This window comes from Pseudomonas sp. Ost2, from assembly GCF_018326065.1.
GTDB classification, from domain to species: domain Bacteria; phylum Pseudomonadota; class Gammaproteobacteria; order Pseudomonadales; family Pseudomonadaceae; genus Aquipseudomonas; species Aquipseudomonas gingeri.
In genome coordinates this window covers 1,597,204-1,621,060 of the sequence record NZ_AP021904.1, presented here as the reverse complement: position 1 = coordinate 1,621,060, position 23,857 = coordinate 1,597,204, and the positions used below count along the sequence as shown (strand labels likewise).

The window sequence follows — 23,857 nt, the reverse complement described above, 5'->3', positions numbered from 1 at the left end:
CCTTCCCTCCTTCCTCCGTTGACCTCCCATGCCTGATGCTAATCCGTGTCTGAATTGCGGTGCCTGCTGTGCCTATTTTCGCGTGTCGTTCTACTGGGGTGAGTGTGTCTCGGGCGGCGGGCTGGTGCCCGACGAACTGGTCACCCAGATCAGCCCGAGCCGCGTCGCCATGCTCGGCACCGAAGCGCGCAACCCGCGCTGCACGGCACTCAGGGGCGAAGTCGGAGAAGAGGTCAGTTGCTCGATCTATCACGAGCGCTCCAGCCCCTGCCGTGAGTTCGAAGCCGCCTGGGTCGACAACGAGCCCAACGAGCGCTGCGATGCCGCCCGGGCCGCCTTCGGCCTGGCCCCGCTGGAGCCGGAACAGAAAGCCGCCTTAGTACCAATCGCTATCTAGGCCATTCCCAAATCATTGGGAGCACTCTGCCATTAGCGCTTGCAGCCATGAGTGACACTCTATACTCCAATGCGTTGGCCGATGCTTGAGGCGTCGGCTGTCCAATGCGTCGGTACAGGGCATGCTATGGAATGGCAGGGTTTGCATTTTGTTAACGGACTTCCCGATAGTGGGCACCTGCTCCTCAATTGCAGCCACAATCCATTGCTGGTCATGCTGGCCTACCTGGTCGCCTGTGCAGCCAGCTTTGCCACGCTGGACATGGCCGAGCGCGTCGGTCATGTAGAGAAACCGGCACAACAGCGGCTCTGGCGCTGGATCGGCACCTGCTGCCTGGCAGGCGGCATCTGGACCATGCACTTCATCAGCATGCTGGCGTTCCAGGCGCCCATCGAAGTGCGCTACGACCTGCCCACCACCCTCGCCTCGCTGTTGATTGCCCTGTTCGCGTCATTCCTCGCCATGCACACCCTCGGCCGCGCCGAACTGCGTGCCTCGCAGACACTGCGGGCGGCCGTGTTCATGGGACTGGGCATCGCCGCCATGCATTACGTCGGCATGTCGGCCATGCGCTCGAGCGCGGTGCAGTATTACCAGCCGGCCCTGGTCGGCCTGTCGGTGGCGATCGCCATCGGCGCCAGCCTCGCGGCGCTGTTGCTGGCCCGGCATTTCACCAACGGCAGCGGCATGTGGCATCAACTGCTCAAGTACACCGCCAGCCTGGTCATGGGCGCCGGTATCGTCAGCATGCATTTCACCGGCATGTGGTCATTGCACCTGATGCTGCCCGCAGGCAGTGCCCTGCCCGCCGCCGTGGAGAACAACCACCTGCAACTGGGCATGACCATCGCCGTGATCGCCTTGCTGATCATCGGCAGCAGCATCAGCGCGGCCCTGGCGGACAAGAAACTGCAGAACAAGGAGCACGACCTGCGCCGGGTCAATGCCCTGCTCAGCCAACTGGACCAGGCCCGCATGTCGCTGGCCCAGGTCGCCCACTACGACGCCCTGACCAACCTGATCAATCGTCGCGGTTTCAATCAGATCTTTGCCGAGAAGCTGATCGAGCGCAGCAGCAACGGCGGCATGCTGGCGGTGATGTTCCTCGATATCGACCATTTCAAGCGCATCAACGACAGCCTCGGCCATGATGCCGGCGACGAACTGCTCAAGGTCATCGCCGGACATATCAAGGCCGCTACCCGCAGCCATGACGACGTGGTCGCCCGCTTTGGCGGCGACGAATTCTGCATCCTGATCAGCCTGCACAACCGCGACGAAGCGCGGCACATGGCCCAGCGCATCATGCAGAAGATGAAAGAGCCCATCGAACTGGCCGGACGGCGCATGGTGATGACCACCAGCATCGGCATCAGCGTCTTCCCCGAAGACGGCAAGTCCTGCGAAGAACTGCTGAAGAACGCCGACCTGGCGCTGTACCAGTCCAAGGGTGCGGGGCGCAACAGCCTGCACTTCTTCAGTTCCAACCTGAAAACCCGCGCCACCCTGGAGTTGCAACTGGAGGAGGAACTGCGCCACGCCCTGCGCGAAGGCAACGAATTGCAGTTGTTCTACCAACCCATTTATGAAGTGAAGACCGGCCAGGTCGCCAAGCTCGAAGCCCTGGTACGCTGGCAACACCCCCAGCACGGCCTGCTGTCGCCGGATCGCTTCATCGGGATCGCCGAAGCCAACGGCTTGATCGCCGAGCTGGATAACTGGGTATTGCGCAAGGCCTGCCAGGACCTGGCCAGACTCTCCGAGCAGGGTTGCGGCGAACTGAAAATCGCCGTGAACTGCTCGGCGCTGAACCTGGCCCGCGAAGAACTTGCCGATGAGATCGAAAGCGCGCTGCGGGCCGCCGGCGTTCCACCTGATCGACTGGAACTGGAAGTCACCGAAAACGCCCTGATGGGCAATATCGCCAACACCCTGCAACTGCTGCGACAGATCCGCACCCTCGGCGTGTCGTTGTCCATCGACGACTTCGGCACTGGCTACTCGTCCCTGGCCTACCTCAAGCGCCTGCCACTCAATACCCTGAAGATCGACCGTTCATTCATCCTCGACATTCCCAAGTCGACCCAGGACATGGAGATCGTCCAGGCGATCATCGTCATGGCCCATACCCTGCACCTGCAGGTGGTCACCGAGGGCGTCGAGACGCCCCAGCAATACGACTTCCTGGCCCAGTACAACTGCGACTACGTCCAGGGCTACCTGCTCAGCCGGCCGGTGCGCCTGGAAGACCTGCAACCGGTCCTCAAGCAGCTAAACCAGCGCCGCCAGCACACCCCGGCGCCGCTCACTCCGGTGACAACGGCCCGCGACACCGATGTGCCGACGTCACGGGACCTTTTTGCCGACCCTCCTGGCGCCCATGCCGGCATATCAAGCGTGCGACCTATTCGTTGAGCAGCGTTCGTTGACCAGCGTTCATTGATCGGCACTCGTTGAACGGTAGTGCCCGGTCGATATCCGCTCACCGGCGTGCGCGGTCAGGCAGGCCGTGACCGGCTGCGCCGGGGAAGGTAGTACAAAATTCACAAAAAGTTCCCCGTCAATTAAAGAACGCCAATTATTGGCCGATTCAACGGTATTCAAGCAAGGATCGCCCCTAGGTGAGCCTAGGGTAAAACCCTATCGCTCAAGCCAATATCGCGCGGTAAAGTCGCGATCTCTCACTCCGTGATGGCGCGTTGATATCTCCTCGACCGCCTAACCAGACCAGGTATATGGCGCACAATGACCTCTAAAAACAACCCGGCCAACCCAGTATCCGATCTGATGTTGCCAACCGTCGCGGAAAAACCTTACAAGGCCTATTCCCCACCGCGTCCACTGGCGACGCAGCAGTACCTTTATTTCACTGAAACCAATACGGATCGTATTCTCGATAACCTCGACGGCCTGCGCGACATGGTCTTCCCGCGCTCGCCCCATCCGGAAGGTGAAAACGAAGCGCGCCGCGAGCAGGAATTCCCTTCGGTCTGCCTGATCGGCCTGGGCCGCTGCGGTTCGAACATTGCGCTGGACGTCGCCGAACTGGTGTACAACGCGCGCAAGTTCTACCTCAACGAGTTCAATAACGACGACAAATCCACCGACAAGGGCTATCGCCCCGCGCAGTGGATCCGCAACAACCTGCGCCTGGTGCAGAACAAGTCAGCCAAGCCGGTGTTCCTGGTGGAACCGCTGGTGATGCTTGGCGACCTGGACAAGGACATCGCCGGACGCATCCGCTTCTCCCGCAAGGGCGAGAAAAGCGGTTTTATCCGCGACTACAGCAAAATGAAGATCATGGACCTGTCGGAAGTCCATGCCGGCGGTGCCGGTAACGCGCCGATCCTCGGCCAGTACCTGGCCAAGATCATCCTGAACAAGGACACCCAGCGTTTTTCCAGCCCCGACTGGAAGATGATCCACTCGTACCTGATCGACTCCTGCGGCATCAAGGCCAACCAGTCGCGCCTGTACTTCTCGATCTTCAGTGCCGGCGGCGGTACCGGTTCGGGCATGGCCTCGGAGTTCGGCCTGGCCCAGCAGTATTCGTACATGAACAAGACGTTCGATACCAAGCCGATGGACGAGCACGACAGCAAGAGCGGCCACTCCTTCGTCTTCGAGCCGATCTTCACCAGCGGCATCTGCGTGCTGCCGAACATCTCCGACCATCGCAGCGAAATGTCCGAGGCCCTGCATATCAACGCCGGTCGCCTGCTCTGCAAGTACCTGTCCGAAGAATGGGACTTCTCGTACAACTTCGACAATGAAGACAGCAGCGAAGCCAGCGTCATGGGCCGTATCCGCCCGTGGAACGCGATGATGCTGATCTCCAACGACATCATGCGTTACGCCGAAGAGAACGATGATGGCAATATCCAGAACATTGATGTCAATGCCATGGAGAAGCACGCCAACCAGTACATCTCCCAGCAGATCTTCAATATCCTCACGGCCCAGGCCGTGACCACCGACTACGACCAGAACTATTTCCGGCGTGCCGGCATCGACATCGGCGAGACCATCCGCCTGGATGCCAACGACCTGTTCATGAGCCTGGCCGGTCCGGTGGCGATTGCCTACGCCGAGTCCGTGGTACCGGAACAGCCGGCGCCCACCAGCGATAAATTCAAAGTGTTCGAGAAAGAACCGCAGCGTCTGAACATCGACGACCTGTTCTTCCGCTCCATCGACCTGCCGCACTTCAACAAGGTCACCCAGGCGATCGAAGGCATCAGCCTGCTGCCGATCGAGTCCAAGCGCTACCGTGCGGCCCTGGAACAGTACAAGGCCTCGGGTTATGACGCGGCGGCCCTGCATGACCTGCACTTCTTCAAGAACTGCTCGTCGGTGGTGTCGATCGTTTCGCTGCCCAAGGACTACAAACTGTCCTACATGGACCTGAACCGGCTCAAGACCCATCTCAACAGCCTGTTCCCCAACACCACGCTCAAGCGCTACGCGCTGGTGATCGGTGCCTCGGCCAACCTGTCGCTGACCACCCTGATCGCCAAGAGCCCGTGCCTGTCGGATGACTTCCTGACCCTGATCGTGGCCTTCATCAAGCGCTGCTTCGCCCGCAACCCGTACCGTTTCGACGATACGCTGGACAACTCGATGCTGGACTTCATCACCCGCGACGAGTTCGACGAAGGGCATATCGACGAGTTGCTCAACGAGTTCGAGAACCCGGCGAAGATCCTCGATACCAACTGGTATGCGATCAAGCCGATGTACGAGAAGAAGTATCGCGAGCTGATCAACGACAAGGACAAGTTCGTCTCGATCAACGATATCCGCCTGTCCCGCGATTGCGTGAAAAAGGCCATCAAGTACCTGCGCGAGATCTACCGCCATCGCATCGGCAAGACCCGGGTCATTTCGCTGAACAACCACACGGGTAAAACCGAGTACTAGCCAGGAGCCTGTGGATTTTCTCCACGGGCAAACTGCCATTACTGTTCGGCGCGGTTACTGGCCTACACACTCGTAGGCCATAAACGCACAAGGCATATGCACTATTACAGTGCGATAAATTATTTTTCTGCCCTTTCCTGGATCATCACCCAGGGCGACACCACCACCGCCCACAGGTCCGGGTCACGCTCGAAAAGATCCTGCGCCCGCGTTTCAGACACCTTGGCAAGCTCCCCGGCAGCCAGCCAGCCCGCCACTTTGTCGGCCTGGTTCTCGGCCATGGCCTCGGCCGCCGCGATCAAATCCAGCGACGGTTCGACCCACAATAGGGCACCCCGGGCAAAGAACGGTTGCAGCTCTTCCCAGCGAATAGATGCAGTTTCTCCAAGCAGCTTGGCATAGAGGGTGCTAGGTTCTTGAATCATGGGTTTCTACCTGAGAAAAAATCGGCGCAATCATAACGTCGCGACTCAGGCAGAAAAACCCGGATGCAAATGGTTGGGGTGAAAGAGGAACCAGGGAGCCAGGGATTGTCGTGAAGGTCAGCAACATCCAGATAACAATCTGCATGGCAATCCGCCGCTATTCTGTCTTTTTCTTTCATTTAAGCGACATCCTCCGATTTTGCCCTTGGCTGCCCGCTATTCAAGCGATTGACGGGCGCTCTAAACTGTATCGGTACAGTTGCCGGGGAAAATCGGGGTTCTCAAACCCGGTTCTGCTGCCTTGGCGTCAGGACTATAAAAATTACAACAGCAAGAGTGGAGCACTAATGACTAAGCAGATTTCCAAACTGTTCGCCGCTATGGTTCTGGCCGGTATCGCCAGCCATTCTTTCGCTGCAGACACCATCAAGATCGGCATCGCCGGCCCGAAGACCGGCCCGGTGACCCAGTACGGTGACATGCAGTTCACGGGCGCGAAACAGGCCATCAAGGACATCAACGCCAAGGGCGGCGTGGATGGCAAAAAACTCGAAGCCGTTGAATACGACGATGCCTGCGATCCGAAACAAGCCGTGGCCGTAGCCAACAAAGTGGTCAACGACGGCGTCAAGTTCGTGGTCGGTCACCTCTGCTCCAGCTCCACCCAGCCGGCTTCGGACATCTACGAAGACGAAGGCGTGATCATGATCACCCCGGCCGCCACCAGCCCGGACATCACCAATCGCGGCTACAAGCTGGTCTTCCGTACCATCGGCCTGGACAGCGCCCAGGGCCCTGCCGCCGGTAACTACATCGCCGACCACGTCAAGCCGAAAGTGGTTGCCGTGCTGCACGACAAGCAGCAATACGGTGAAGGCATCGCCACCGCGGTCAAGCAGACCCTCGAGAAGAAAGGCGTGAAAGTTGCGGTCTTCGAAGGCCTGAACGCCGGCGACAAGGACTTCTCCTCGATCATCCAGAAACTCAAGCAAGCCAACGTCGACTTCGTCTACTACGGCGGCTACCACCCTGAGCTGGGCCTGATCCTGCGCCAGTCCAAGGAAAAGGGCCTGAACGCCAAGTTCATGGGTCCGGAAGGCGTCGGCAACGACTCCATCTCGCAGATCGCCCAGGACGCTTCCGAAGGCCTGCTGGTGACCCTGCCGAAATCCTTCGATGCGGATCCGCAGAACAAGGCCATCGCTGACGCCATCAAGGCCGACGGCAAGGACCCGAGCGGTCCGTTCGTGTTCCCGGCCTACTCCGCTGTCGAGCTGATCGCCGGTGGCATCACCGCGGCCAAGAGCGAAGACACCGCCAAGGTGGCAGCCGCCATCCACGCCGGTACCTTCAAGACCCCGACCGGCGACCTGAGCTTCGACGCCAAGGGCGACCTGAAGGACTTCAAGTTCGTGGTCTACCAGTGGCACTTCGGCAAACCGAAAACCGAAGTTTCCCCTCAGTAAGTCAGGCCTGACAGGTCAAGAAGCCCACTGTGCGAACAGTGGGCTTTATTTTACGAGGTTTATGGGCCCGACACCCGCGATCCGGGAGCTGGCTCACCTGAAAATCTTAAAACCGTCACCAGCGGTTCGCTGGCAAACGCTCGTGCCAACGTGGCCACAGACCACGGCACCGGGCCGGAACATGACTCCACCAGTGAAATGCGTATCGGGTTTTTAGGAGCGCTGTAATGCCTGAGATCTATCACTTCTTCCAACAGCTGGTTAATGGCCTGACCATTGGCAGCACCTATGCCTTGATAGCCATTGGCTACACAATGGTTTACGGCATTATTGGAATGATCAACTTCGCCCATGGCGAGGTGTACATGATTGGTTCCTACGTGGCCTTCATCGTCCTTGCCGGGCTGGCCATGCTGGGCATCCACTCACTGCCGCTGTTGATGACCGCCGCGTTCATCGCGACGATCGTCGTGACCAGTGCCTATGGCTACAGTATCGAGCGCGTTGCCTACCGCCCCCTGCGTGGCAGCAACCGTCTTATCCCGCTGATTTCCGCCATCGGCATGTCGATTTTCCTGCAGAACACCGTATTGCTGTCCCAGGACTCCAAGGACAAGTCCATCCCCAACCTGATCCCGGGGAGTTTCTCCTTTGGTCCGGGCGGCGCAGAGGAAGTGCTGATTTCCTACATGCAGGTCCTGGTATTCGTCGTGACCCTGGTGGCCATGACCGGACTGACCCTGTTCATCTCCCGTTCACGCCTGGGCCGCGCCTGCCGCGCCTGCGCCGAAGACATCAAGATGGCCAACCTGCTGGGCATCAATACCAACAACATCATCGCCCTGACCTTCGTCATCGGCGCCGCCCTCGCGGCAGTCGCCGCCGTACTGCTGAGCATGCAATACGGCGTGATCAACCCCAACGCCGGCTTCCTGGTGGGCCTGAAGGCCTTCACCGCGGCAGTCCTGGGCGGCATCGGCAGCATTCCGGGCGCCATGCTCGGCGGGCTGGTGCTGGGTGTGGCCGAGGCTTTTGGCGCCGACGTGTTCGGCGACCAGTACAAGGACGTGGTGGCGTTCGGTCTTTTGGTTCTGGTGCTGTTGTTCCGGCCGACCGGCATTCTGGGCCGTCCGGAGGTTGAGAAAGTATGAACAGATATCTCAAATCGGCGTTCTTCAGCGCCTTGCTGGTATGGGCCGTGGCCTTTCCGGTACTCGGCCTCAAGCTGAGCATCGTCGGGATCAATCTCGAAGTGCATGGCACCGGTCCCGTGACCCTGACCATCATCGCCCTCTGCTCGGTGCTGATGTTCCTGCGCGTGCTGTTCAGCGAACAGTTCAGTGCGATGTTCAAGTCGTCCCGGGGCCCGCTGGTCTCGCCCAAGGTCGGCCAGTTCCTGACCCTGCCGCGTACCCAGCGCTGGATCATCATCGGCCTGATCGTGGCCGCCCTGATCTGGCCGTTCTTCGGCTCGCGCGGCGCGGTCGACATCGCCACCCTGATCCTGATCTACGTGCTGCTGGGCCTGGGCCTGAACATCGTGGTCGGCCTGGCCGGCCTGCTCGACCTGGGTTACGTGGGTTTCTACGCCGTCGGCGCCTACAGCTACGCGCTGCTGTCGCACTACTTCGGCTGGAGCTTCTGGATCTGCCTGCCGATCGCCGGCCTGATGTCCGCCACCTTCGGCTTCCTGCTGGGCTTCCCGGTGCTGCGCCTGCGTGGCGACTACCTGGCCATCGTGACCCTGGGCTTCGGCGAAATCATCCGACTGTTCCTGCGTAACCTCACCGACCTCACCGGCGGTCCCAACGGCATCAGCAACATTCCCAAGCCGACCTTCTTCGGCCTGTCGTTCGACCGCACCGCCGCCGAAGGCATGCGGACTTTCCACGAGTTCTTCGGGATGGACTACAACCCGGTGAGCAAGGTGGTGTTCCTGTACCTGGTGGCCCTGGTGCTGGCCTTGCTCGCGCTGTTCGTGATCAACCGTCTGCTGCGCATGCCGATCGGCCGTGCCTGGGAAGCGTTGCGTGAAGACGAGATCGCCTGCCGGGCCCTGGGCCTGAATCCGACCGTGATCAAGCTGTCGGCCTTCACCCTCGGCGCCGCGTTCGCCGGTTTCGCCGGCAGCTTCTTCGCCGCGCGCCAGGGGCTGGTGACGCCGGAGTCCTTCACCTTCATCGAGTCGGCGATCATCCTCGCCATCGTCGTGCTCGGTGGCATGGGCTCGCAACTGGGCGTGATCCTGGCGGCCATCGTGATGATCCTGCTGCCGGAAATGATGCGTGAGTTCAGTGAATACCGCATGTTGATGTTCGGCGCCCTGATGGTGCTGATGATGATCTGGCGTCCACAAGGTCTGCTGCCCATGCAACGTCCACACATGGAGCTGCGCAAATGAGCCGCGAGATCCTGAAAGTAGAAAACCTGAGCATGCGCTTCGGCGGCCTGTTGGCGGTCAACGGCGTGGCCCTGACCGTCCAGGAAAAACAGGTGGTGGCACTGATCGGCCCGAACGGCGCCGGCAAGACCACGGTGTTCAACTGCCTGACCGGTTTCTACAAGCCGAGCGCCGGCAGCATCCTGCTCGACGGCCAGCCGATCCAGGGCCTGGCCGGCCACGAGATCGCCCGCAAGGGCGTGGTGCGGACCTTCCAGAACGTGCGTCTGTTCAAGGACATGACCGCGGTCGAGAACCTGTTGATCGCCCAGCACCGTCACCTCAACACCAACTTCCTGGCCGGTCTGTTCAAGACCCCGGCGTTCCGCAAGAGCGAGCGCGAAGCCATGGAATACGCCGCGTACTGGCTGGACAAGGTCAACCTGACCGAGTTCGCCAACCGCCCGGCCGGCACCCTGGCCTACGGTCAGCAACGCCGCCTGGAAATCGCCCGCTGCATGATGACCCGCCCGCGGATCCTGATGCTCGACGAGCCCGCGGCAGGCCTCAACCCACGGGAAACCGACGACCTCAAGGCGCTGATCAGCGTGCTGCGCGAGGAACACAACGTCACGGTCCTGCTGATCGAACACGACATGAAACTGGTCATGAGCATTTCCGACCATATCGTCGTGATCAACCAGGGCACGCCGTTGGCCGACGGCACGCCACAACAGATCCGCGACAATCCTGAAGTGATCAAAGCCTACCTGGGGGAAGCGTAAATGCTGCAATTCGAAAACGTTTCCACCTTCTACGGCAAGATCCAGGCCCTGCACAGCGTCAATGTGGAGGTTCGCCAGGGGGAGATCGTCACCCTGATCGGTGCCAACGGCGCGGGCAAGTCGACCCTGCTGATGACCCTCTGTGGCTCGCCAAGGGCCCACAGCGGCAGCATCCGCTACATGGGCGAAGAGCTGGTGGGACAGGAATCCTCGCAGATCATGCGCAAGAGCATCGCGGTGGTGCCGGAAGGCCGTCGCGTGTTCTCGCGCCTGACCGTGGAGGAAAACCTCGCCATGGGCGGTTTCTTCACCGACAAGGGCGACTACCAGGCGCAGATGGACAAGGTCCTGGAGCTGTTCCCACGGCTCAAGGAACGCTTCAGCCAGCGCGGCGGCACCATGTCCGGCGGCGAACAGCAGATGCTCGCCATCGGCCGGGCGCTGATGAGCAAGCCCAAGCTGTTGCTGCTCGACGAGCCTTCGCTGGGCCTGGCACCGATCATCATCCAGCAGATCTTCGATATCATCGAACAACTGCGCAAGGACGGTGTAACGGTGTTCCTGGTGGAGCAGAACGCCAACCAGGCGCTGAAAATCGCCGACCGCGCCTATGTGCTGGAAAACGGCCGGGTGGTGATGGAAGGCAGCGGCAACGACCTGCTGACCGATCCCAAGGTACGCGAAGCCTACCTGGGTGGTTGATCCGCCCCGTAACAGGCAGGCCCTGATACACCGCTCCAAGGACAGGCCCCGATCATTCGGGGCTTTTCTTTGCCCGCGCAAACGCCGGGAGAGCGGATCTTTATACTCCGCCGAAAAATAATCGATTATTTTTGCAGCATGCTGTAACAAACCCCGCCCTCGCCGCTCAAGTAAGGCAGGAACGCAATGAAACCCATCCAACCACTGCTTCCATCATTGATAACCATCGGAGATCGACCATGAGCACCACTTCCCGCACCCTGTCCGCCGCCACCCTCGCCCTGGCCCTCGGTTCCGCCCTGAGCATGGCTGCCTTGCCGATGACCGCGCATGCCGACGACGCCGCCAAAATGGAAAAATGCTACGGCGTGGCCCTCAAGGGCCAGAACGATTGCGCCGCGGGCGCCGGCACCAGCTGCGCCGGCACGTCAGCCAAGGACTACCAGGCCAACGCCTGGAAACTCGTCCCGGCCGGTACTTGCGAAACCATCAAGACCCCGAACGGCATGGGCAGCCTGAAACAGGGCCCAGCGGCCTGATTCTCCCACCAGTCTGAGCGCCGAAGATGTCCACGCTACTGCAATCCACTGCCCATCATCCCGCTCAGGCCGCTGGCGCCGGGCTCCCAGCCCGCTGCGGGCTGGGACTCAAGGCCGAACACTTCCAGGTGGTCCTGGAAACCCGCCCCGACCTCGGTTTCTTCGAGGTCCACGCCGAAAACTACATGGTCGCCGGCGGACCGTTTCACCATTACCTGGGCCTGATCCGCGAACAGTATCCGCTGTCGCTGCATGGCGTCGGCCTGTCCATCGGCACCGAAGGCCCACTGGACAAGCAACACCTCGAGCGCCTGGCGCTGCTGATCGAGCGCTACCAGCCCCAGTCCTTTTCCGAACACCTGGCCTGGTCGACCCACGGCCCGGTGTTTCTCAACGACCTGCTGCCACTGGCCTATGACCAGGCCACCCTGCTGCGGGTCTGCGAACATGTCGACCAGGTCCAAAGCACCTTGAAACGCCCGATGTTGCTGGAGAACCCGGCCACCTACCTGCAATTCGAGCGCTCGACCCTGGACGAGGCGGACTTCATCAACGAAATCATCCGCCGTACCGGTTGCGGGCTGTTGCTGGACGTGAACAACGTCTATGTCTCCAGCATCAACCACCAGCACGACGCGTGGGCCTATATCGAAGCGCTGCCCTTGCACGCGGTGGGAGAAATCCACCTGGCGGGATTTGCCGAGGACGCCGACAACCTCGGCGACCGGCTGCTGATCGACGATCATGGTGCGCCCATCGACCAGGCGGTCTGGACCCTCTATCAACAGGTGCTGGCGAAGATCGGCGCGAAGCCGACCCTGATCGAACGCGACAACCAGCTCCCGGCCTTTGCCGTGCTCCTTGGCGAAGCCGCGCAGGCCCAATCGCTGCTGGATCGAGCCGAGGTGCGCCGATGAGCGACCAGGCCTGCTTCAGCGCCGCGCTGCTCGACCCGCAACTGCCCTGCCCACCCGGCCTGTGCAGCGTCAACGGGGCCGATCCGGCCAGTCGTTTCGCGGTGTACCGCAACAATGTCCAGGGCTCGCTGATCAATGCCCTGGCGGACAGCTACCCGGTGGTCATGCAACTGGTCGGCGAGGCGTTCTTCCGTGCCATGGCCGGCCTCTACCTCCAGCAATGCCCGCCTCGCAGCCCGATCCTCAACCATTACGGCCAGGACTTCGGCGACTTTATCCAGGACTTCGCCCCGGCGGCGAGCGTGCCTTACCTGGCCGATGTTGCCCGCCTGGAGCGCTTGCGGATCAACGCCTATCACGCCGCCGATGCGACGCCGGTCAGCCCGGAACAGATCGGCCACTACCTTGCCAACCCCGAGTCCCTGATCACGTTGCGCATGCACCTGCACCCCGCTCTCGCCGTGCTGGATTCAGCCCATGCCGTGGTGTCGTTATGGCAGACCCACCAGGGCGAGCACCGCCTGGATCAGGTCGACCCGACACAGGGCGAAGCGGCGCTGGTCTTGCGCCAGCACTGGCAAGTCGAAGTGTTCAGGATCGACAGCGGCATCCTGGCGTTTATCCAGAGCCTGCAAAACGACGCGCCGCTGGGCGAGGCCATCGTCCGCGCCGCAGAAGCCAGTGCCGGGTTCGACCCCAGCCAGGCGCTCGCCCTGCTGATTCGCCACAGCGCCATCATCCACCTGCAATCAGAAGAAAAGGCCCGACCATGAACACTCGCACTGAATCGCAGAATCCCGTCGCGCGCCTGATCGGGCGGATCATCCAGCTGTTCGAGATGATCCCCTACAGCCTGATTGCCTTTGTCGCCCGTTTCTCCATTGCCGCCGTGTTCTGGAAGTCGGGACAGACCAAGGTCCAGGGTTTTGCCATCGACCTGGTCTCAGGCACTTTTGACCTGGGCGTGCCGCGCCTCGCCAACTCGACCATTCCGCTGTTCGCCAGTGAATACAAGGTGCCGCTGCTGTCACCGGAAATCGCCGCCCATCTGTCCGCGTTCGGCGAACACTTTTTCCCGGTGCTGATCCTGCTGGGTTTCGCCACACGCTTCTCGGCGCTGGCGCTGTTCGGCATGACCCTGACCATCCAGTTGTTCGTCTACCCGGACGCCTACCCGACCCACGGCACCTGGATGGCCATCCTGTTGCTGCTGATGGCCAAGGGACCGGGAGTGTTCTCCATCGATCAGCTGATTGCCAGACGCTACCGCTGATTGATTGCACCCTCCTCGGCGTGACGCGGTCCTTGCAGGAGCCGGCCTGCCGGCGATAGCGCCTGGACGGACACCGCATGGCTCAAGGGCCTCATCGCTGGCAAGCCAGCTCCTACCAGGTTTGCGTTGTTTCAGGATTGATACCTACAACCGATCCAGGGCCTCGCCGCTGCGCTTGAACCAACCGATCAGGTAGTCGGCCAATACCTGGGTACGCCGCGGCAAACCGCCCTGGTAAGGGTGCACCAGGTACAACGGCATATCGCGGGTGCGGTAGTCCCGCAGCAACCAGCGCAGGCGGCCGTCCGCCAGCTCCGCGGGGAGGACATAGGACGGCAGGCGGGCTATGCCGGCGCCCACCAGTGCGGCCTTTTTCAACAGGCTGTAGTGATTGCTGGCAAAGGGGCCGGCGACCCGTACCCGCAGCAATTCATGTTCACGGTGGTACTGCCACTCCTCGCGGCCGCTGTAGTGGCTGTTGAGCAGGCAACGGTGGCTGGCCAATTCCTGGGGTGTGCGCGGCTCGCCGTGGCGCTCCAGATAGGCGGGGCTGGCGCAGGTCAGTTCGGTCATGACCAGCAACGGCCGGGCCACCAGGCGCTCGTCGCTGCCGACCTCGGTACGGATCGCCAGATCGAAGCCTTCACGGGCCAGGTCGCGGAAACCGTTATTCAGGTCCAGTTCGATCTGGACGTCGGGATAGTCCCGAGAAAACTCCAGCAACAGTCCGTCGAAGAAGGTCTCCCCGAGGGACACCGGGACCGTCATGCGGACGGGACCGGCGATATCGTCCTTGAGCCGGGCCAGGGCCTGGTGCGCCCGCTCCACTTGCATCACCAGCGCCTGGGCCTGGGGCAGCAAGGCCGCACCAGCGGCGGTCAGGCTCAGGCGTCGCGTGGTGCGGTGCAGCAGCACCACGGAGAATTGCGCCTCCAGTTGGCTGATGCGCTTGGACAACTGCCCCTTGCTGCAACCCAGTTGCTGGGCAGCCAGGGTAAAGCTGCCCGCCTCGACCAGCACGGCAAACGCCGCCAGATCATCCATTTCACTCACGGATTGTTTCCAAAAGAAAACCAAAGGTTGCCTATTAGCACGCTTATCTGCGGAAAAATCCACTCTAGACTAAAAGCTCAACCACTCACTGGAGGAACCGCAGGATGAAAATTCTTTTGATTGGCGCCCAGGGCACCATCGGCTCGGCCATCGAAAAAGAGCTGGCCCCTCGTCACGAGATCATCAGGATCGGCCGCACCAGCGGTGACCTGCACGTGGATATCAGCGACAGCGCATCGATTCGCAGACTGTTCGAGCAGACCGGCAAGTTCGATGCCCTGGTCTGCGCCGCCGGCAACGTGAATTTCGTCCCGCTGGCCGACATGAGCGAAAAGGACTTTGCCCTTGGCCTGCAGGACAAACTGATGGGCCAGGTCAACCTGGTACTGATCGGGCGCGAATACGCCAATGACGGCGCGTCGTTCACCCTCACCAGCGGCATCCTCAACCGCGATCCGATCCGCACCGGGGCCTCTGCCAGCCTGGTCAACGGCGCCATCGACGGCTTCGTCAAGGCCGCCGCCATCGAGCTGCCACGCGGCCTGCGCGTCAACTCGGTCAGCCCGAACGTGCTGGTGGAGGCCATGGGCAGCTACGCCCCCTATTTCCGCGGCTTCAAACCGGTGCCGGCGGCGGACGTGGCCCTCGCCTATGCCAAGAGCGTGGAAGGCCTGCAGACTGGCCAGACCTATCACGTCGGCTGAGAGGAAACACATCCAGTGGGAGCCGGCTTGCTGGCGATCGCAGTCATGCCGCCACCAGAAGATCTCACTGAATGGCCGCCTGCGGCGGATCGCCAGCAAGCCGGCTCCTACAGAGGGCGCGTCATCGTCTGCCGGACTTGTGATGCTCGCCCAGCCTGAGTAACGTGGCGGCACTTGCCAGGAGACCCCACGATGCATGCCGCCCGTTCCCTCATGTTCCTTGCCCTGCTGCCCCTGTTCGCCGGGTGCCAGATGCTCGCCCCGCAACCGTCGAACTCCACCGCCGGCCTGAGCCGCATGCAAGGCGAGCTCAGCAGCGTCGACGGCAAGCTGGTGTTCCAGCCGTGCCAGGAACAACGTCGCTTTGTCGTCAACGACAGCGGCAACACCAGCATCGCCCAGGAGGCCGCCAGCCTGGCGAGCAAGCCCGGCAAACTGTTCGCCGACCTGCGCGGCAGCTTTTCCGCGAGCAAAGCCGACGGCTCCGACGGCCAGATGAACCTGCAACAGATCTATCGCCTGGAGCGCGGCACCGGCACCTGCGGCGATCCCGACTTCAAGCGCCAGACCGTGATCGCCAGTGGCCATGGTCCGGACTGGTCGTTCAAGGCCAGCGGCAGCGGCCTGGTCCTCGAACGCGACAAGCAACCGGCCATCGTCCTGCCCTATCTGGAAGAACAGCTGGGTGACGGCCGTTTCAGCCTGAGCACCGAAGGCAACAACCAGCGTATCGAGCTGTGGGTCGCGCCCCAGCGCTGCGTCGACAGCGTCACCGGCAGCGTCCAGAGCCTGAGCGCCGAGCTGCGGGTCAATGGTCAGGTCCAGCGTGGTTGCGGCGTTTTCGGCGGCGCACGTAACGACTGATTCGACGAGCTGCCATTCAAGCCTCACGGAAAACGCCCGTTGGGGCTTATAATCACCGGTTTGTTGTAAAGCCGGCGCGCCCGCGTGGCCCGCACACTGGACCCTGTCATGTTACGAATCACCGAACTCAAGCTGCCGATCGACCATCCCGATGAAGACCTGCGGCCCGCCATCGTGCAGCGCCTGGGCATCGCCAGCGGTGACCTGCTCGATTTCACCTTGTTCAAGCGCAGCTACGATGCCCGCAAGAAGTCGTCCGAGCTGTGCTTCATCTACACCATCGACCTCTCGGCCCGGGGCGAAGAAGCCCTGCTGAAGAAGTTCGCCGACGACCGCAACGTCAACCCGGCACCGGATGTCAGCTACCACGTGGTCGGCCAGGCGCCGGCCGACCTCGGCACCCGCCCGATCGTCGTCGGCTTCGGTCCCTGCGGGATCTTCGCCGGCCTGCTGCTGGCACAGATGGGCTTCAAGCCGATCATCCTCGAACGCGGCAAGGAAGTGCGCCAGCGCACCAAGGACACCTGGGGCCTGTGGCGCAAAAGCGTGCTCAACCCCGAATCCAACGTGCAATTCGGCGAGGGCGGCGCCGGGACCTTCTCCGACGGCAAGCTGTACAGCCAGATCAAGGACCCGAAACACCATGGTCGCAAGGTCCTGCACGAGTTCGTCAAGGCCGGGGCGCCGGAAGAAATCCTCTACGTCAGCAAACCGCATATCGGCACCTTCCGCCTGACCGGCGTGGTCGAGAACATGCGCCAGCAGATCGAAGCCCTGGGCGGCGAAGTGCGCTTCCAGCAACGGGTCACCGATGTGCTGATCGACGACGGCCAGTTGACCGGCGTGGTACTCGACAGCGGCGAACAGCTGGACTCGCGCCATGTGATCCTGGCGCTGGGGCATAGCGCCCGCGACACATTCCGCATGCTCCACAGCCGAGGCGTGTACATGGAAGCCAAGCCGTTCTCGGTGGGTTTCCGCATCGAACACCCGCAATCGCTGATCGACAGCGCCCGCCTGGGCAAGTACGCCGGGCACCCGAAACTGGGCGCCGCCGACTACAAGCTGGTGCACCACGCCAGGAACGGTCGTTCGGTCTACAGCTTCTGCATGTGCCCCGGCGGCACCGTCGTCGCCGCCACCTCGGAGCCGAACCGGGTGGTGACCAACGGCATGAGCCAGTACTCGCGCAATGAACGCAATGCCAACTCCGGCATCGTCGTCGGCATCACCCCCGAGGTGGATTACCCCGGTGGCCCGCTGGCCGGTATCGAGCTGCAGGAGCGCCTGGAGTCCCATGCCTTCGTGCTCGGCGGCAGCAACTACGAGGCGCCGGCGCAGCTGGTCGGCGACTTCATCGCCGGCAAACCCTCGACCGCGCTGGGCAGCGTCGAGCCGTCCTACAAGCCCGGGGTGGCCCTGGGCGACCTGGCGCTGGCGTTGCCGGACTTCGCCATCGAAGCCATCCGCGAGGCCCTGCCGGCCTTCGAACGCCAGATCAAGGGCTACTCGCTGCACGATGCGGTCCTGACCGGCATCGAAACCCGCACCTCGTCACCGTTGCGCATCACCCGCAACGAGTCGATGCAGAGCCTGAACGTCAAGGGCCTGTTCCCGGCCGGCGAAGGTGCCGGTTATGCCGGCGGGATCCTCTCGGCTGGCGTCGACGGCATTCGCATCGCCGAAGCCGTGGCCCGGGATATCCTGGGGATCGAGGCCTGAGGCCGGCCGTCATGAGCTATAGCGTCTCGCCCATCGGTTTCGTCCGCTCCTGCTTCAAGGAGAAGTTCGCCATCCCGCGCCAGCCGCAACTGGCGCCGGCGGCACGGGGCGTACTGGAACTGGTGGCGCCGTTCGACCAGGGCGATGCGGTCCAGGGACTGGAACAGGTCAGCCATGTCTGGCTGCTGTTCCTGTTCCACCAGGCCCTGGAGGACAAGCCACGGCTCAAGGTCCGCCCGCCGCGCCTGGGGGGCAACAAATCCATCGGGGTCTTCGCCACCCGCGCGACCCACAGGCCGAACGGCATCGGCCAGTCCGTGGTCAGGCTGGACAAGGTCGAAGGCCATCGGTTGTGGATCTCGGGCATCGATCTGCTGGATGGCACGCCGATTCTCGATATCAAGCCCTATGTGCCCTACGCCGACCATGTTGCCGGTGCCGTCAACGACATCGCCAGCGCAGCGCCAGGGCTGATTCCCGTGCAGTGGACGGATACGGCCCTGCAACAGGCCCAGGGCCACGCCCTGCGCCTGGAAGAGCCCCTGGTCGCGTTGATCGAGCAATGCCTGGCACAGGACCCGCGCCCGGCCTACCAGACCCCGACGCCCGAACGCGAGTACGGCGCCCGGTTCTGGGACCTGGATGTGCGCTGGCATTACCCGCAAGCGGGCGTGATCCGTGTCCTGGAAGTGGTTCCCGCCCGCTAGGAGCGCCATAAACGAAAAAGCCCGCGTTGCCTGGGAAGGCAACGCGGGCTTTTTTCTGTGGGAGCCGGCTCGCCGGCGAAGAGGCCCTTCCGGGCGCTCAAGGCTTCGCCGGCGAGCTGCGCTCCCACACCACCAGGCCAGGGCCTATTTTTCGACGAAGGCGCGCTCGATCAGGTAGTCACCCGGTTCGCGCATGCGCGGCGAAACCTTCAGGCCGAAGCTGTTGAGCACTTCGCTGGTCTCGTCGAGCATGCTCGGGCTGCCGCACAGCATGGCGCGGTCGTCCTGCGGGTTGATCGGCGGCAGGCCGATATCGCTGAACAGCTTGCCGCTGCGCATCAGGTCGGTCAGGCGCCCCTCGTTCTCGAACGGCTCGCGGGTCACGGTCGGATAGTAGATCAGCTTGTCACGCAGGGCCTCGCCGAAGAACTCGTTCTGCGGCAGGTGCTCGGTGATGAATTCGCGGTAGGCGACTTCGTTGACGTAACGCACGCCGTGGCACAGGATCACTTTTTCGAAACGCTCGTAGGTTTCCGGATCCTGGATCACGCTCATGAACGGCGCCAGGCCGGTACCGGTGCTCAGCAGGTACAGGTGCTTGCCCGGCTTGAGGTCGTCGAGCACCAGGGTCCCCGTGGGTTTCTTGCTGATGATGATCTCGTCGCCTTCCTTCAGGTGCTGCAACTGGGAGGTCAACGGACCGTCCGGCACCTTGATGCTGAAGAATTCGAGATGCTCTTCCCAGTTCGGACTGGCTATCGAGTAAGCACGCATCAGCGGCCGGCCGTTAGGCTGTTGCAGGCCGATCATCACGAACTGACCGTTTTCGAAGCGCAGGCCCGGGTCGCGGGTGCACTTGAAGCTGAACAGGGTGTCGTTCCAGTGGTGAACACTGAGGACACGCTCGTGATTCATGTTGCTCATTGGGGTGGGGCTCCTGGAAATTGGGTCTGCGCTGTCAATGGGCAGCTATCAAGACGCGCGATTGCATAGCATTCTAATGCCGGCGACAATATCTGTTAAATTAATTATCAAGATAAGGGTTATCGGTTATATAGATATGCGATTTACTCTCCGTCAACTTCAGGTATTCGTCACGGTCGCCCAGCAGGAAAGCGTGTCACGCGCCGCCGGGCTGCTGGCCCTTTCCCAATCCGCCGCGAGTACCTCGATCACCGAGCTCGAACGGCAATCGAGCTGCCAGTTGTTCGACCGCGCCGGCAAGCGCCTGAGCCTCAACGCCCTGGGCAAACAGTTGCTGCCACAAGCGGTGGCGTTGCTGGACCAGGCCAAGGAAATCGAAGACCTGCTCAATGGCAAGTCCGGTTTCGGCTCACTGGCGGTGGGCGCCACCCTGACCATCGGCAATTACCTGGCGACCCTGCTGATCGGCAGCTTCATGCAGCTGCACCCGGAGAGCCAGGTGAAGCTGCATGTGCAGAACACGGCGAACATTGTGCAACAGGTCGCCCACTACGAAATTGACCTGGGTCTGATCGAAGGCGATTGCAGCCACCCGGATATCGAAGTGCAGACCTGGGTCGAAGACGAACTGGTGGTGTTCTGCGCGCCCCAGCATCCACTGGCAAAACGCGGCCACGCGAGCATGGAAGAGCTGACCCGGGAAGCCTGGATCCTGCGCGAACAGGGTTCGGGGACCCGCCTGACCTTCGACCAGGCCATGCGTCATCACCGCAGCGCGCTGAATATCCGCCTGGAACTGGAGCACACCGAAGCCATCAAGCGCGCGGTGGAGTCGGGGTTGGGCATCGGCTGCATCTCGCGCCTGGCCCTGCGCGATGCGTTCCGCCGAGGCAGCCTGGTGGCGGTGGAAACCCCGGAACTGGACCTGGCACGGCAGTTCTACTTTATCTGGCACAAGCAGAAGTACCAGACCTCGGCCATGCGCGAATTCCTCGACCTGTGCCGCAACCTCACCGCCGGCGTGCAGCGCAGCGATGAGATCGTGTTGCCGACGATCGCCTAGAGAAGGATCACGGCCCAGACCAGGGCAATCATGCTCAGGGCAACGAACTGGGCGGCACTGCCCATGTCCTTGGCATTTTTCGACAACGGATGCCGGTCGAGGGAGATCCGGTCGATGGCCGCTTCCACCGCCGAGTTGAGCAACTCGACGATCAGCGCCAACAGGCACACGGCGATCAACAGCGCGCGCTCGACCCGACTGACGTTGAGGAAGAACGCCACGGGGATCAACACCACGTTCAACAGCACCAGTTGCCGGAACGCCGCCTCGCCGGTGAACGCCGCGCGCAGGCCGTCGAGGGAGTATCCCGACGCGTTGAGGATACGTTTAAAACCGGTTTGACCTTTAAAAGGCGAGGACATAAGTAGGCAACTGAATAAAAAGGTGTAGGAAAGCTAGTTCAACAAAAGTCAAAAAAGCGTGAATAGCCGCTGTCTTACTGGCTCGAAATTGACTCAAGTTGTTGCAGGAGCAAGGCAGCCTGGGTACGGGTCCGCACGCCCAGCTTGCGGAAGATCGCCGTCACGTGAGCCTTGATGGTCGCCTCGGATACACTCAACTCGTAGGCAATCTGTTTATTCAGCAGCCCTTCGCAAACCATGGTCAACACCCGGAACTGCTGGGGTGTCAGGCTGGCCAGGCCGGCGCTGGCGGCCTTGGCCTCATCGGAGACGCTGACGGCTTCGAAGGCCTGTGGCGGCCACCAGACATCGCCGTCGAGCACCGTGCGCACGGCCTTCTGGATCACTTCCAGGGAGCTGGATTTGGGAATAAAGCCACTGGCGCCGAACTCGCGGGAACGCACCACCACCGAAGCTTCTTCCTGGGCCGAGACCATGACCACCGGAATCTGCGGGTACTGCCCGCGCAACAACACCAATCCGGAGAAACCGTAGGCACCGGGCATGTTCAGGTCCAGCAGGACCAGGTCCCAATCGGCTTTTTCGGTCAGGCGGGTTTCCAGTTCGGCAATGCTCGCCACTTCCACCAGCCGCACGTCGGGGCCGAGCCCGAGGGTCAACGCCTGGTGCAATGCACTGCGAAACAGAGGATGGTCGTCGGCGATCAGGATTTCGTATGTGGTCATTTTTCCAATGATCCTGTTTTTAGGCGAGCGTCGATCGGTTCGCGGCTCGCCGAAGCATCTCGAAGCGACAGCCTGTGAAGGCTGTGCGCCAAAGGGTACGTTCCACGCCAGAAGCCCGGAAAACCAGCGCTTGCACACTCTAGCGCACCCGAATCGGCGCCAAGCATGACCAGCGAAGCCGGGGTGGTCAAGTTCGATGCTTTACGGCACAGTCGTCGGCCTATCAACAAGAGTGCCATCATGCGAAGCCAAGCCCTGCGTGCCGATATCCTGATGCTGCTGACCGCCGTGATCTGGGGGAGCGGCTTTGTCGCACAAACCGCCGGCATGAATCATGTGGGCCCCTTCCTCTATTCCGGCCTGCGTTTCGCCCTGGGATCACTTTGCCTGTTGCCACTGGTACTGCGCGGCAACGCCCGGCAGATCCGGCCAGAACCCTTTCTGACCCGCGGCCTGTTGCTCGGCGGCGTGCTGATGGGGCTGGCCCTGGCGCTGGGTATCAACCTGCAACAGGTGGGCCTGCTGTTCACCACGGTTACCAACGCCGGCTTTATCACCGGCCTCTATGTGATTGTAGTGCCGTTGCTGGGACTCTTCATCGGCCACAAGACCGGCCTGGGCACCTGGCTGGGCGCCCTGCTCGCCGTTGTCGGCATGTTCCTGCTGAGTGTCGGCGATCAATTCCACGTATCGCCCGGGGACTGGCTGCAACTGATCGGCGCATTCGTCTGGGGCGGGCATGTGATCCTGGTGGGGGTATTCGCCAAGCGCCACGATGTGATTCGCCTGGCCTTCCTGCAATTCACCACCTGCGCCCTGGTCAGCCTGCTGCTGGCCCTGTGTCTGGAACCCATCCAGTGGTCGGCCATCGTTGCCGCCGGTCCGGCGATTGTCTACGGCGGCATCGTGGCCGTCGGTATCGGCTACACCCTGCAGGTGATCGCCCAGAAGGACGCAATTGCCTCCCATGCGGCGATCATCTTCTCACTGGAAGCGGTGTTTGCCGCCATCGCCGGCGCCCTGCTGCTCGACGAATCCCTGCAACTGCGCGGCTATCTGGGCTGCGCGCTGATGCTCGCCGGCATGCTGGTCGCCCAGCTCTGGCCGAAAACAAGCGCTACGGCGCCTGGAGAAAAGGCCTGAGCTGACAGTGGGCCTCGTCGTCGAAATCCAGCGGCAACTGGAACTTGGCGCCCAGATAGTGAGTGGTGAAGACTTCCAGCAGGGCGCTCACCGCTTCACCGGCGCGAGTGTCGCCCGCCAGTTCCAGGCACAAGGCGCCGACCTCCGCCGTACAGAAATGATCATCACGCTTGGAGCGGCGCAACTTGTAGCGCGACAACTGCTCCGACTCCAGGCTCAGCACCGGGAAGCCCTCCAGATAGGGGCTCTTGCGAAACATCTTGCGCGCTTCCGTCCAGGTCGCATCCAGCAGAATGAACAAAGGGCGCTTGCCCGCCATCGGCTGCACCTCGGTAACCACCCGCTCCGGTGCCACGAACTCTCCCGGGAAGACGATAAACGGTTGCCATTGCGGATCGGCCAGCAGCGCCAGCAGTTGTGGGTCGACCTCGGTACGCGACCAGCTGAAGGCCGTGGTGTCGGCGATCACATCAGCGATCAGCCAACCGGTATTGCTCGGTTTCATCGGTTCGACATCGTGCATCAGCAGGCAGATCGCCGAGCGCGCCGCGACACGAGGACGCCAGTCGCACAGGCAATACTGCGGAATGACCCGGCAGCCCTCGCAACGCTCGGCCCTTGAGCCCCGGGCGGTGAACGGCGCTTTCGCACGGGCCAGGCGCTGGGTGCGCAGGCGGGAAACAGCGTGGCTCATAAGCTGCGACGCCGGCAAAAAGAAGGGTTGAACACGAACAATACGACTCACGCCGATAAAAAGTGCGCGAAGTCTAACAGAGGCAACCGCAG

General features: G+C 62.0%; 24 protein-coding genes. 18 read left to right on the top strand and 6 right to left on the bottom strand.

Going from position 1 to position 23,857, the window contains the following annotated elements; genetic code table 11:
- Nucleotides 1-28: 28 nt before the first annotated feature.
- From KI243_RS07075 to KI243_RS07065, 3 genes are all read left to right on the top strand, one after another.
- The gene (locus KI243_RS07075) at nt 29-397 is read left to right on the top strand and encodes a YkgJ family cysteine cluster protein (RefSeq protein WP_042936054.1); all 369 of its coding nucleotides are present in this window, start codon (nt 29-31) and stop codon (nt 395-397) included.
- Nucleotides 398-523: 126 nt separating this feature from the next.
- The gene (locus KI243_RS07070; protein ID WP_042936052.1) at nt 524-2,812 is read left to right on the top strand and encodes an EAL domain-containing protein; all 2,289 of its coding nucleotides are present in this window, start codon (nt 524-526) and stop codon (nt 2,810-2,812) included.
- A 330-nt stretch (nt 2,813-3,142) separates the two neighbouring features.
- Nucleotides 3,143-5,317, top strand: a complete 2,175-nt coding sequence (locus tag KI243_RS07065) for a hypothetical protein (RefSeq protein ID WP_017127671.1) — start codon at nt 3,143-3,145, stop codon at nt 5,315-5,317.
- Between the two features lie 119 nt (nt 5,318-5,436).
- Here the strand turns inward: KI243_RS07065 and KI243_RS07060 are convergent, their stop codons facing one another.
- Entirely contained in the window at nt 5,437-5,742 is a 306-nt protein-coding gene (locus tag KI243_RS07060) for a DUF2288 domain-containing protein (RefSeq protein WP_017127670.1), read from the bottom strand.
- 347 nt (nt 5,743-6,089) lie between these two features.
- Between KI243_RS07060 and KI243_RS07055 the strand changes: the two genes are divergently transcribed.
- From KI243_RS07055 to KI243_RS07015, 9 genes are all read left to right on the top strand, one after another.
- Complete coding sequence (locus KI243_RS07055; protein ID WP_017127669.1) at nt 6,090-7,208, top strand: branched-chain amino acid ABC transporter substrate-binding protein; 1,119 nt, start codon at nt 6,090-6,092, stop codon at nt 7,206-7,208.
- 227 nt (nt 7,209-7,435) lie between these two features.
- A complete protein-coding gene (livH, locus tag KI243_RS07050; RefSeq protein WP_017127668.1) occupies nt 7,436-8,359 on the top strand; it encodes a high-affinity branched-chain amino acid ABC transporter permease LivH in 924 nt (307 codons plus the stop codon).
- Nucleotides 8,356-9,609 carry a high-affinity branched-chain amino acid ABC transporter permease LivM gene (locus KI243_RS07045; protein ID WP_017127667.1) on the top strand — a complete coding sequence of 418 codons (1,254 nt, stop codon included), beginning with the start codon at nt 8,356-8,358 and terminating at the stop codon, nt 9,607-9,609. Before livH ends, KI243_RS07045 begins: the two co-directional genes overlap by 4 nt.
- Nucleotides 9,606-10,373, top strand: coding sequence for a high-affinity branched-chain amino acid ABC transporter ATP-binding protein LivG (gene livG, locus KI243_RS07040; protein WP_017127666.1), 768 nt, complete (start codon nt 9,606-9,608; stop codon nt 10,371-10,373). The genes KI243_RS07045 and livG overlap by 4 nt, the downstream gene beginning before the upstream one ends.
- The gene (locus KI243_RS07035; protein WP_017127665.1) at nt 10,374-11,075 is read left to right on the top strand and encodes an ABC transporter ATP-binding protein; all 702 of its coding nucleotides are present in this window, start codon (nt 10,374-10,376) and stop codon (nt 11,073-11,075) included.
- Between the two features lie 239 nt (nt 11,076-11,314).
- Nucleotides 11,315-11,614 carry a DUF2282 domain-containing protein gene (locus tag KI243_RS07030; protein ID WP_017127664.1) on the top strand — a complete coding sequence of 100 codons (300 nt, stop codon included), beginning with the start codon at nt 11,315-11,317 and terminating at the stop codon, nt 11,612-11,614.
- Between the two features lie 26 nt (nt 11,615-11,640).
- Nucleotides 11,641-12,531: a DUF692 domain-containing protein gene (locus tag KI243_RS07025; RefSeq protein WP_017127663.1), complete on the top strand. Its 891-nt coding sequence runs from the start codon at nt 11,641-11,643 to the stop codon at nt 12,529-12,531.
- Nucleotides 12,528-13,304 (top strand): DNA-binding domain-containing protein, encoded by a 777-nt coding sequence (locus tag KI243_RS07020; protein ID WP_017127662.1) that lies wholly within the window; start codon nt 12,528-12,530, stop codon nt 13,302-13,304. Before KI243_RS07025 ends, KI243_RS07020 begins: the two co-directional genes overlap by 4 nt.
- On the top strand, nt 13,301-13,804 hold the full coding sequence (locus tag KI243_RS07015) for a DoxX family protein (protein WP_017127661.1): 504 nt from the start codon (nt 13,301-13,303) through the stop codon (nt 13,802-13,804). The genes KI243_RS07020 and KI243_RS07015 overlap by 4 nt, the downstream gene beginning before the upstream one ends.
- Nucleotides 13,805-13,948: 144 nt before the next feature.
- Here KI243_RS07015 and KI243_RS07010 read toward each other — a convergent pair whose 3' ends face one another.
- On the bottom strand, nt 13,949-14,857 hold the full coding sequence (locus KI243_RS07010) for a LysR family transcriptional regulator (protein WP_042936050.1): 909 nt from the start codon (nt 14,855-14,857) through the stop codon (nt 13,949-13,951).
- A 104-nt stretch (nt 14,858-14,961) separates the two neighbouring features.
- On the opposite strand from KI243_RS07010, the gene KI243_RS07005 reads away from it, so the two are divergent.
- The 4 genes from KI243_RS07005 (at nt 14,962) to tsaA (ending at nt 18,854) form a co-directional block, all read left to right on the top strand.
- Nucleotides 14,962-15,561 (top strand): short chain dehydrogenase, encoded by a 600-nt coding sequence (locus tag KI243_RS07005; RefSeq protein WP_017127659.1) that lies wholly within the window; start codon nt 14,962-14,964, stop codon nt 15,559-15,561.
- A gap of 192 nt (nt 15,562-15,753) precedes the next feature.
- Entirely contained in the window at nt 15,754-16,425 is a 672-nt protein-coding gene (locus tag KI243_RS07000; RefSeq protein ID WP_017127658.1) for a membrane protein, read from the top strand.
- Nucleotides 16,426-16,533: 108 nt separating this feature from the next.
- On the top strand, nt 16,534-18,147 hold the full coding sequence (locus KI243_RS06995) for an NAD(P)/FAD-dependent oxidoreductase (RefSeq protein WP_017127657.1): 1,614 nt from the start codon (nt 16,534-16,536) through the stop codon (nt 18,145-18,147).
- A gap of 11 nt (nt 18,148-18,158) precedes the next feature.
- Entirely contained in the window at nt 18,159-18,854 is a 696-nt protein-coding gene (gene tsaA / locus KI243_RS06990; RefSeq protein ID WP_017127656.1) for a tRNA (N6-threonylcarbamoyladenosine(37)-N6)-methyltransferase TrmO, read from the top strand.
- A 144-nt stretch (nt 18,855-18,998) separates the two neighbouring features.
- Here the strand turns inward: tsaA and fpr are convergent, their stop codons facing one another.
- On the bottom strand, nt 18,999-19,778 hold the full coding sequence (fpr, locus tag KI243_RS06985) for a ferredoxin-NADP reductase (RefSeq protein WP_003443014.1): 780 nt from the start codon (nt 19,776-19,778) through the stop codon (nt 18,999-19,001).
- Nucleotides 19,779-19,914: 136 nt separating this feature from the next.
- On the opposite strand from fpr, the gene KI243_RS06980 reads away from it, so the two are divergent.
- Nucleotides 19,915-20,841: a LysR family transcriptional regulator gene (locus KI243_RS06980; protein WP_042936047.1), complete on the top strand. Its 927-nt coding sequence runs from the start codon at nt 19,915-19,917 to the stop codon at nt 20,839-20,841.
- Here KI243_RS06980 and KI243_RS06975 read toward each other — a convergent pair.
- Together KI243_RS06975 and erdR are read right to left on the bottom strand one after the other, a co-directional pair.
- Entirely contained in the window at nt 20,838-21,203 is a 366-nt protein-coding gene (locus tag KI243_RS06975; RefSeq protein ID WP_017127654.1) for a diacylglycerol kinase, read from the bottom strand. The two genes, KI243_RS06980 and KI243_RS06975, sit on opposite strands and share 4 nt — an antisense overlap.
- 74 nt (nt 21,204-21,277) lie before the next feature.
- Nucleotides 21,278-21,928: a response regulator transcription factor ErdR gene (gene erdR / locus KI243_RS06970; RefSeq protein ID WP_017127653.1), complete on the bottom strand. Its 651-nt coding sequence runs from the start codon at nt 21,926-21,928 to the stop codon at nt 21,278-21,280.
- Between the two features lie 240 nt (nt 21,929-22,168).
- Between erdR and KI243_RS06965 the strand changes: the two genes are divergently transcribed.
- Nucleotides 22,169-23,071 (top strand): DMT family transporter, encoded by a 903-nt coding sequence (locus tag KI243_RS06965; protein WP_212810644.1) that lies wholly within the window; start codon nt 22,169-22,171, stop codon nt 23,069-23,071.
- Here KI243_RS06965 and KI243_RS06960 read toward each other — a convergent pair.
- Complete coding sequence (locus KI243_RS06960) at nt 23,046-23,765, bottom strand: tRNA-uridine aminocarboxypropyltransferase (protein ID WP_212810643.1); 720 nt, start codon at nt 23,763-23,765, stop codon at nt 23,046-23,048. The two genes, KI243_RS06965 and KI243_RS06960, sit on opposite strands and share 26 nt — an antisense overlap.
- Nucleotides 23,766-23,857 lie beyond the last annotated feature (92 nt).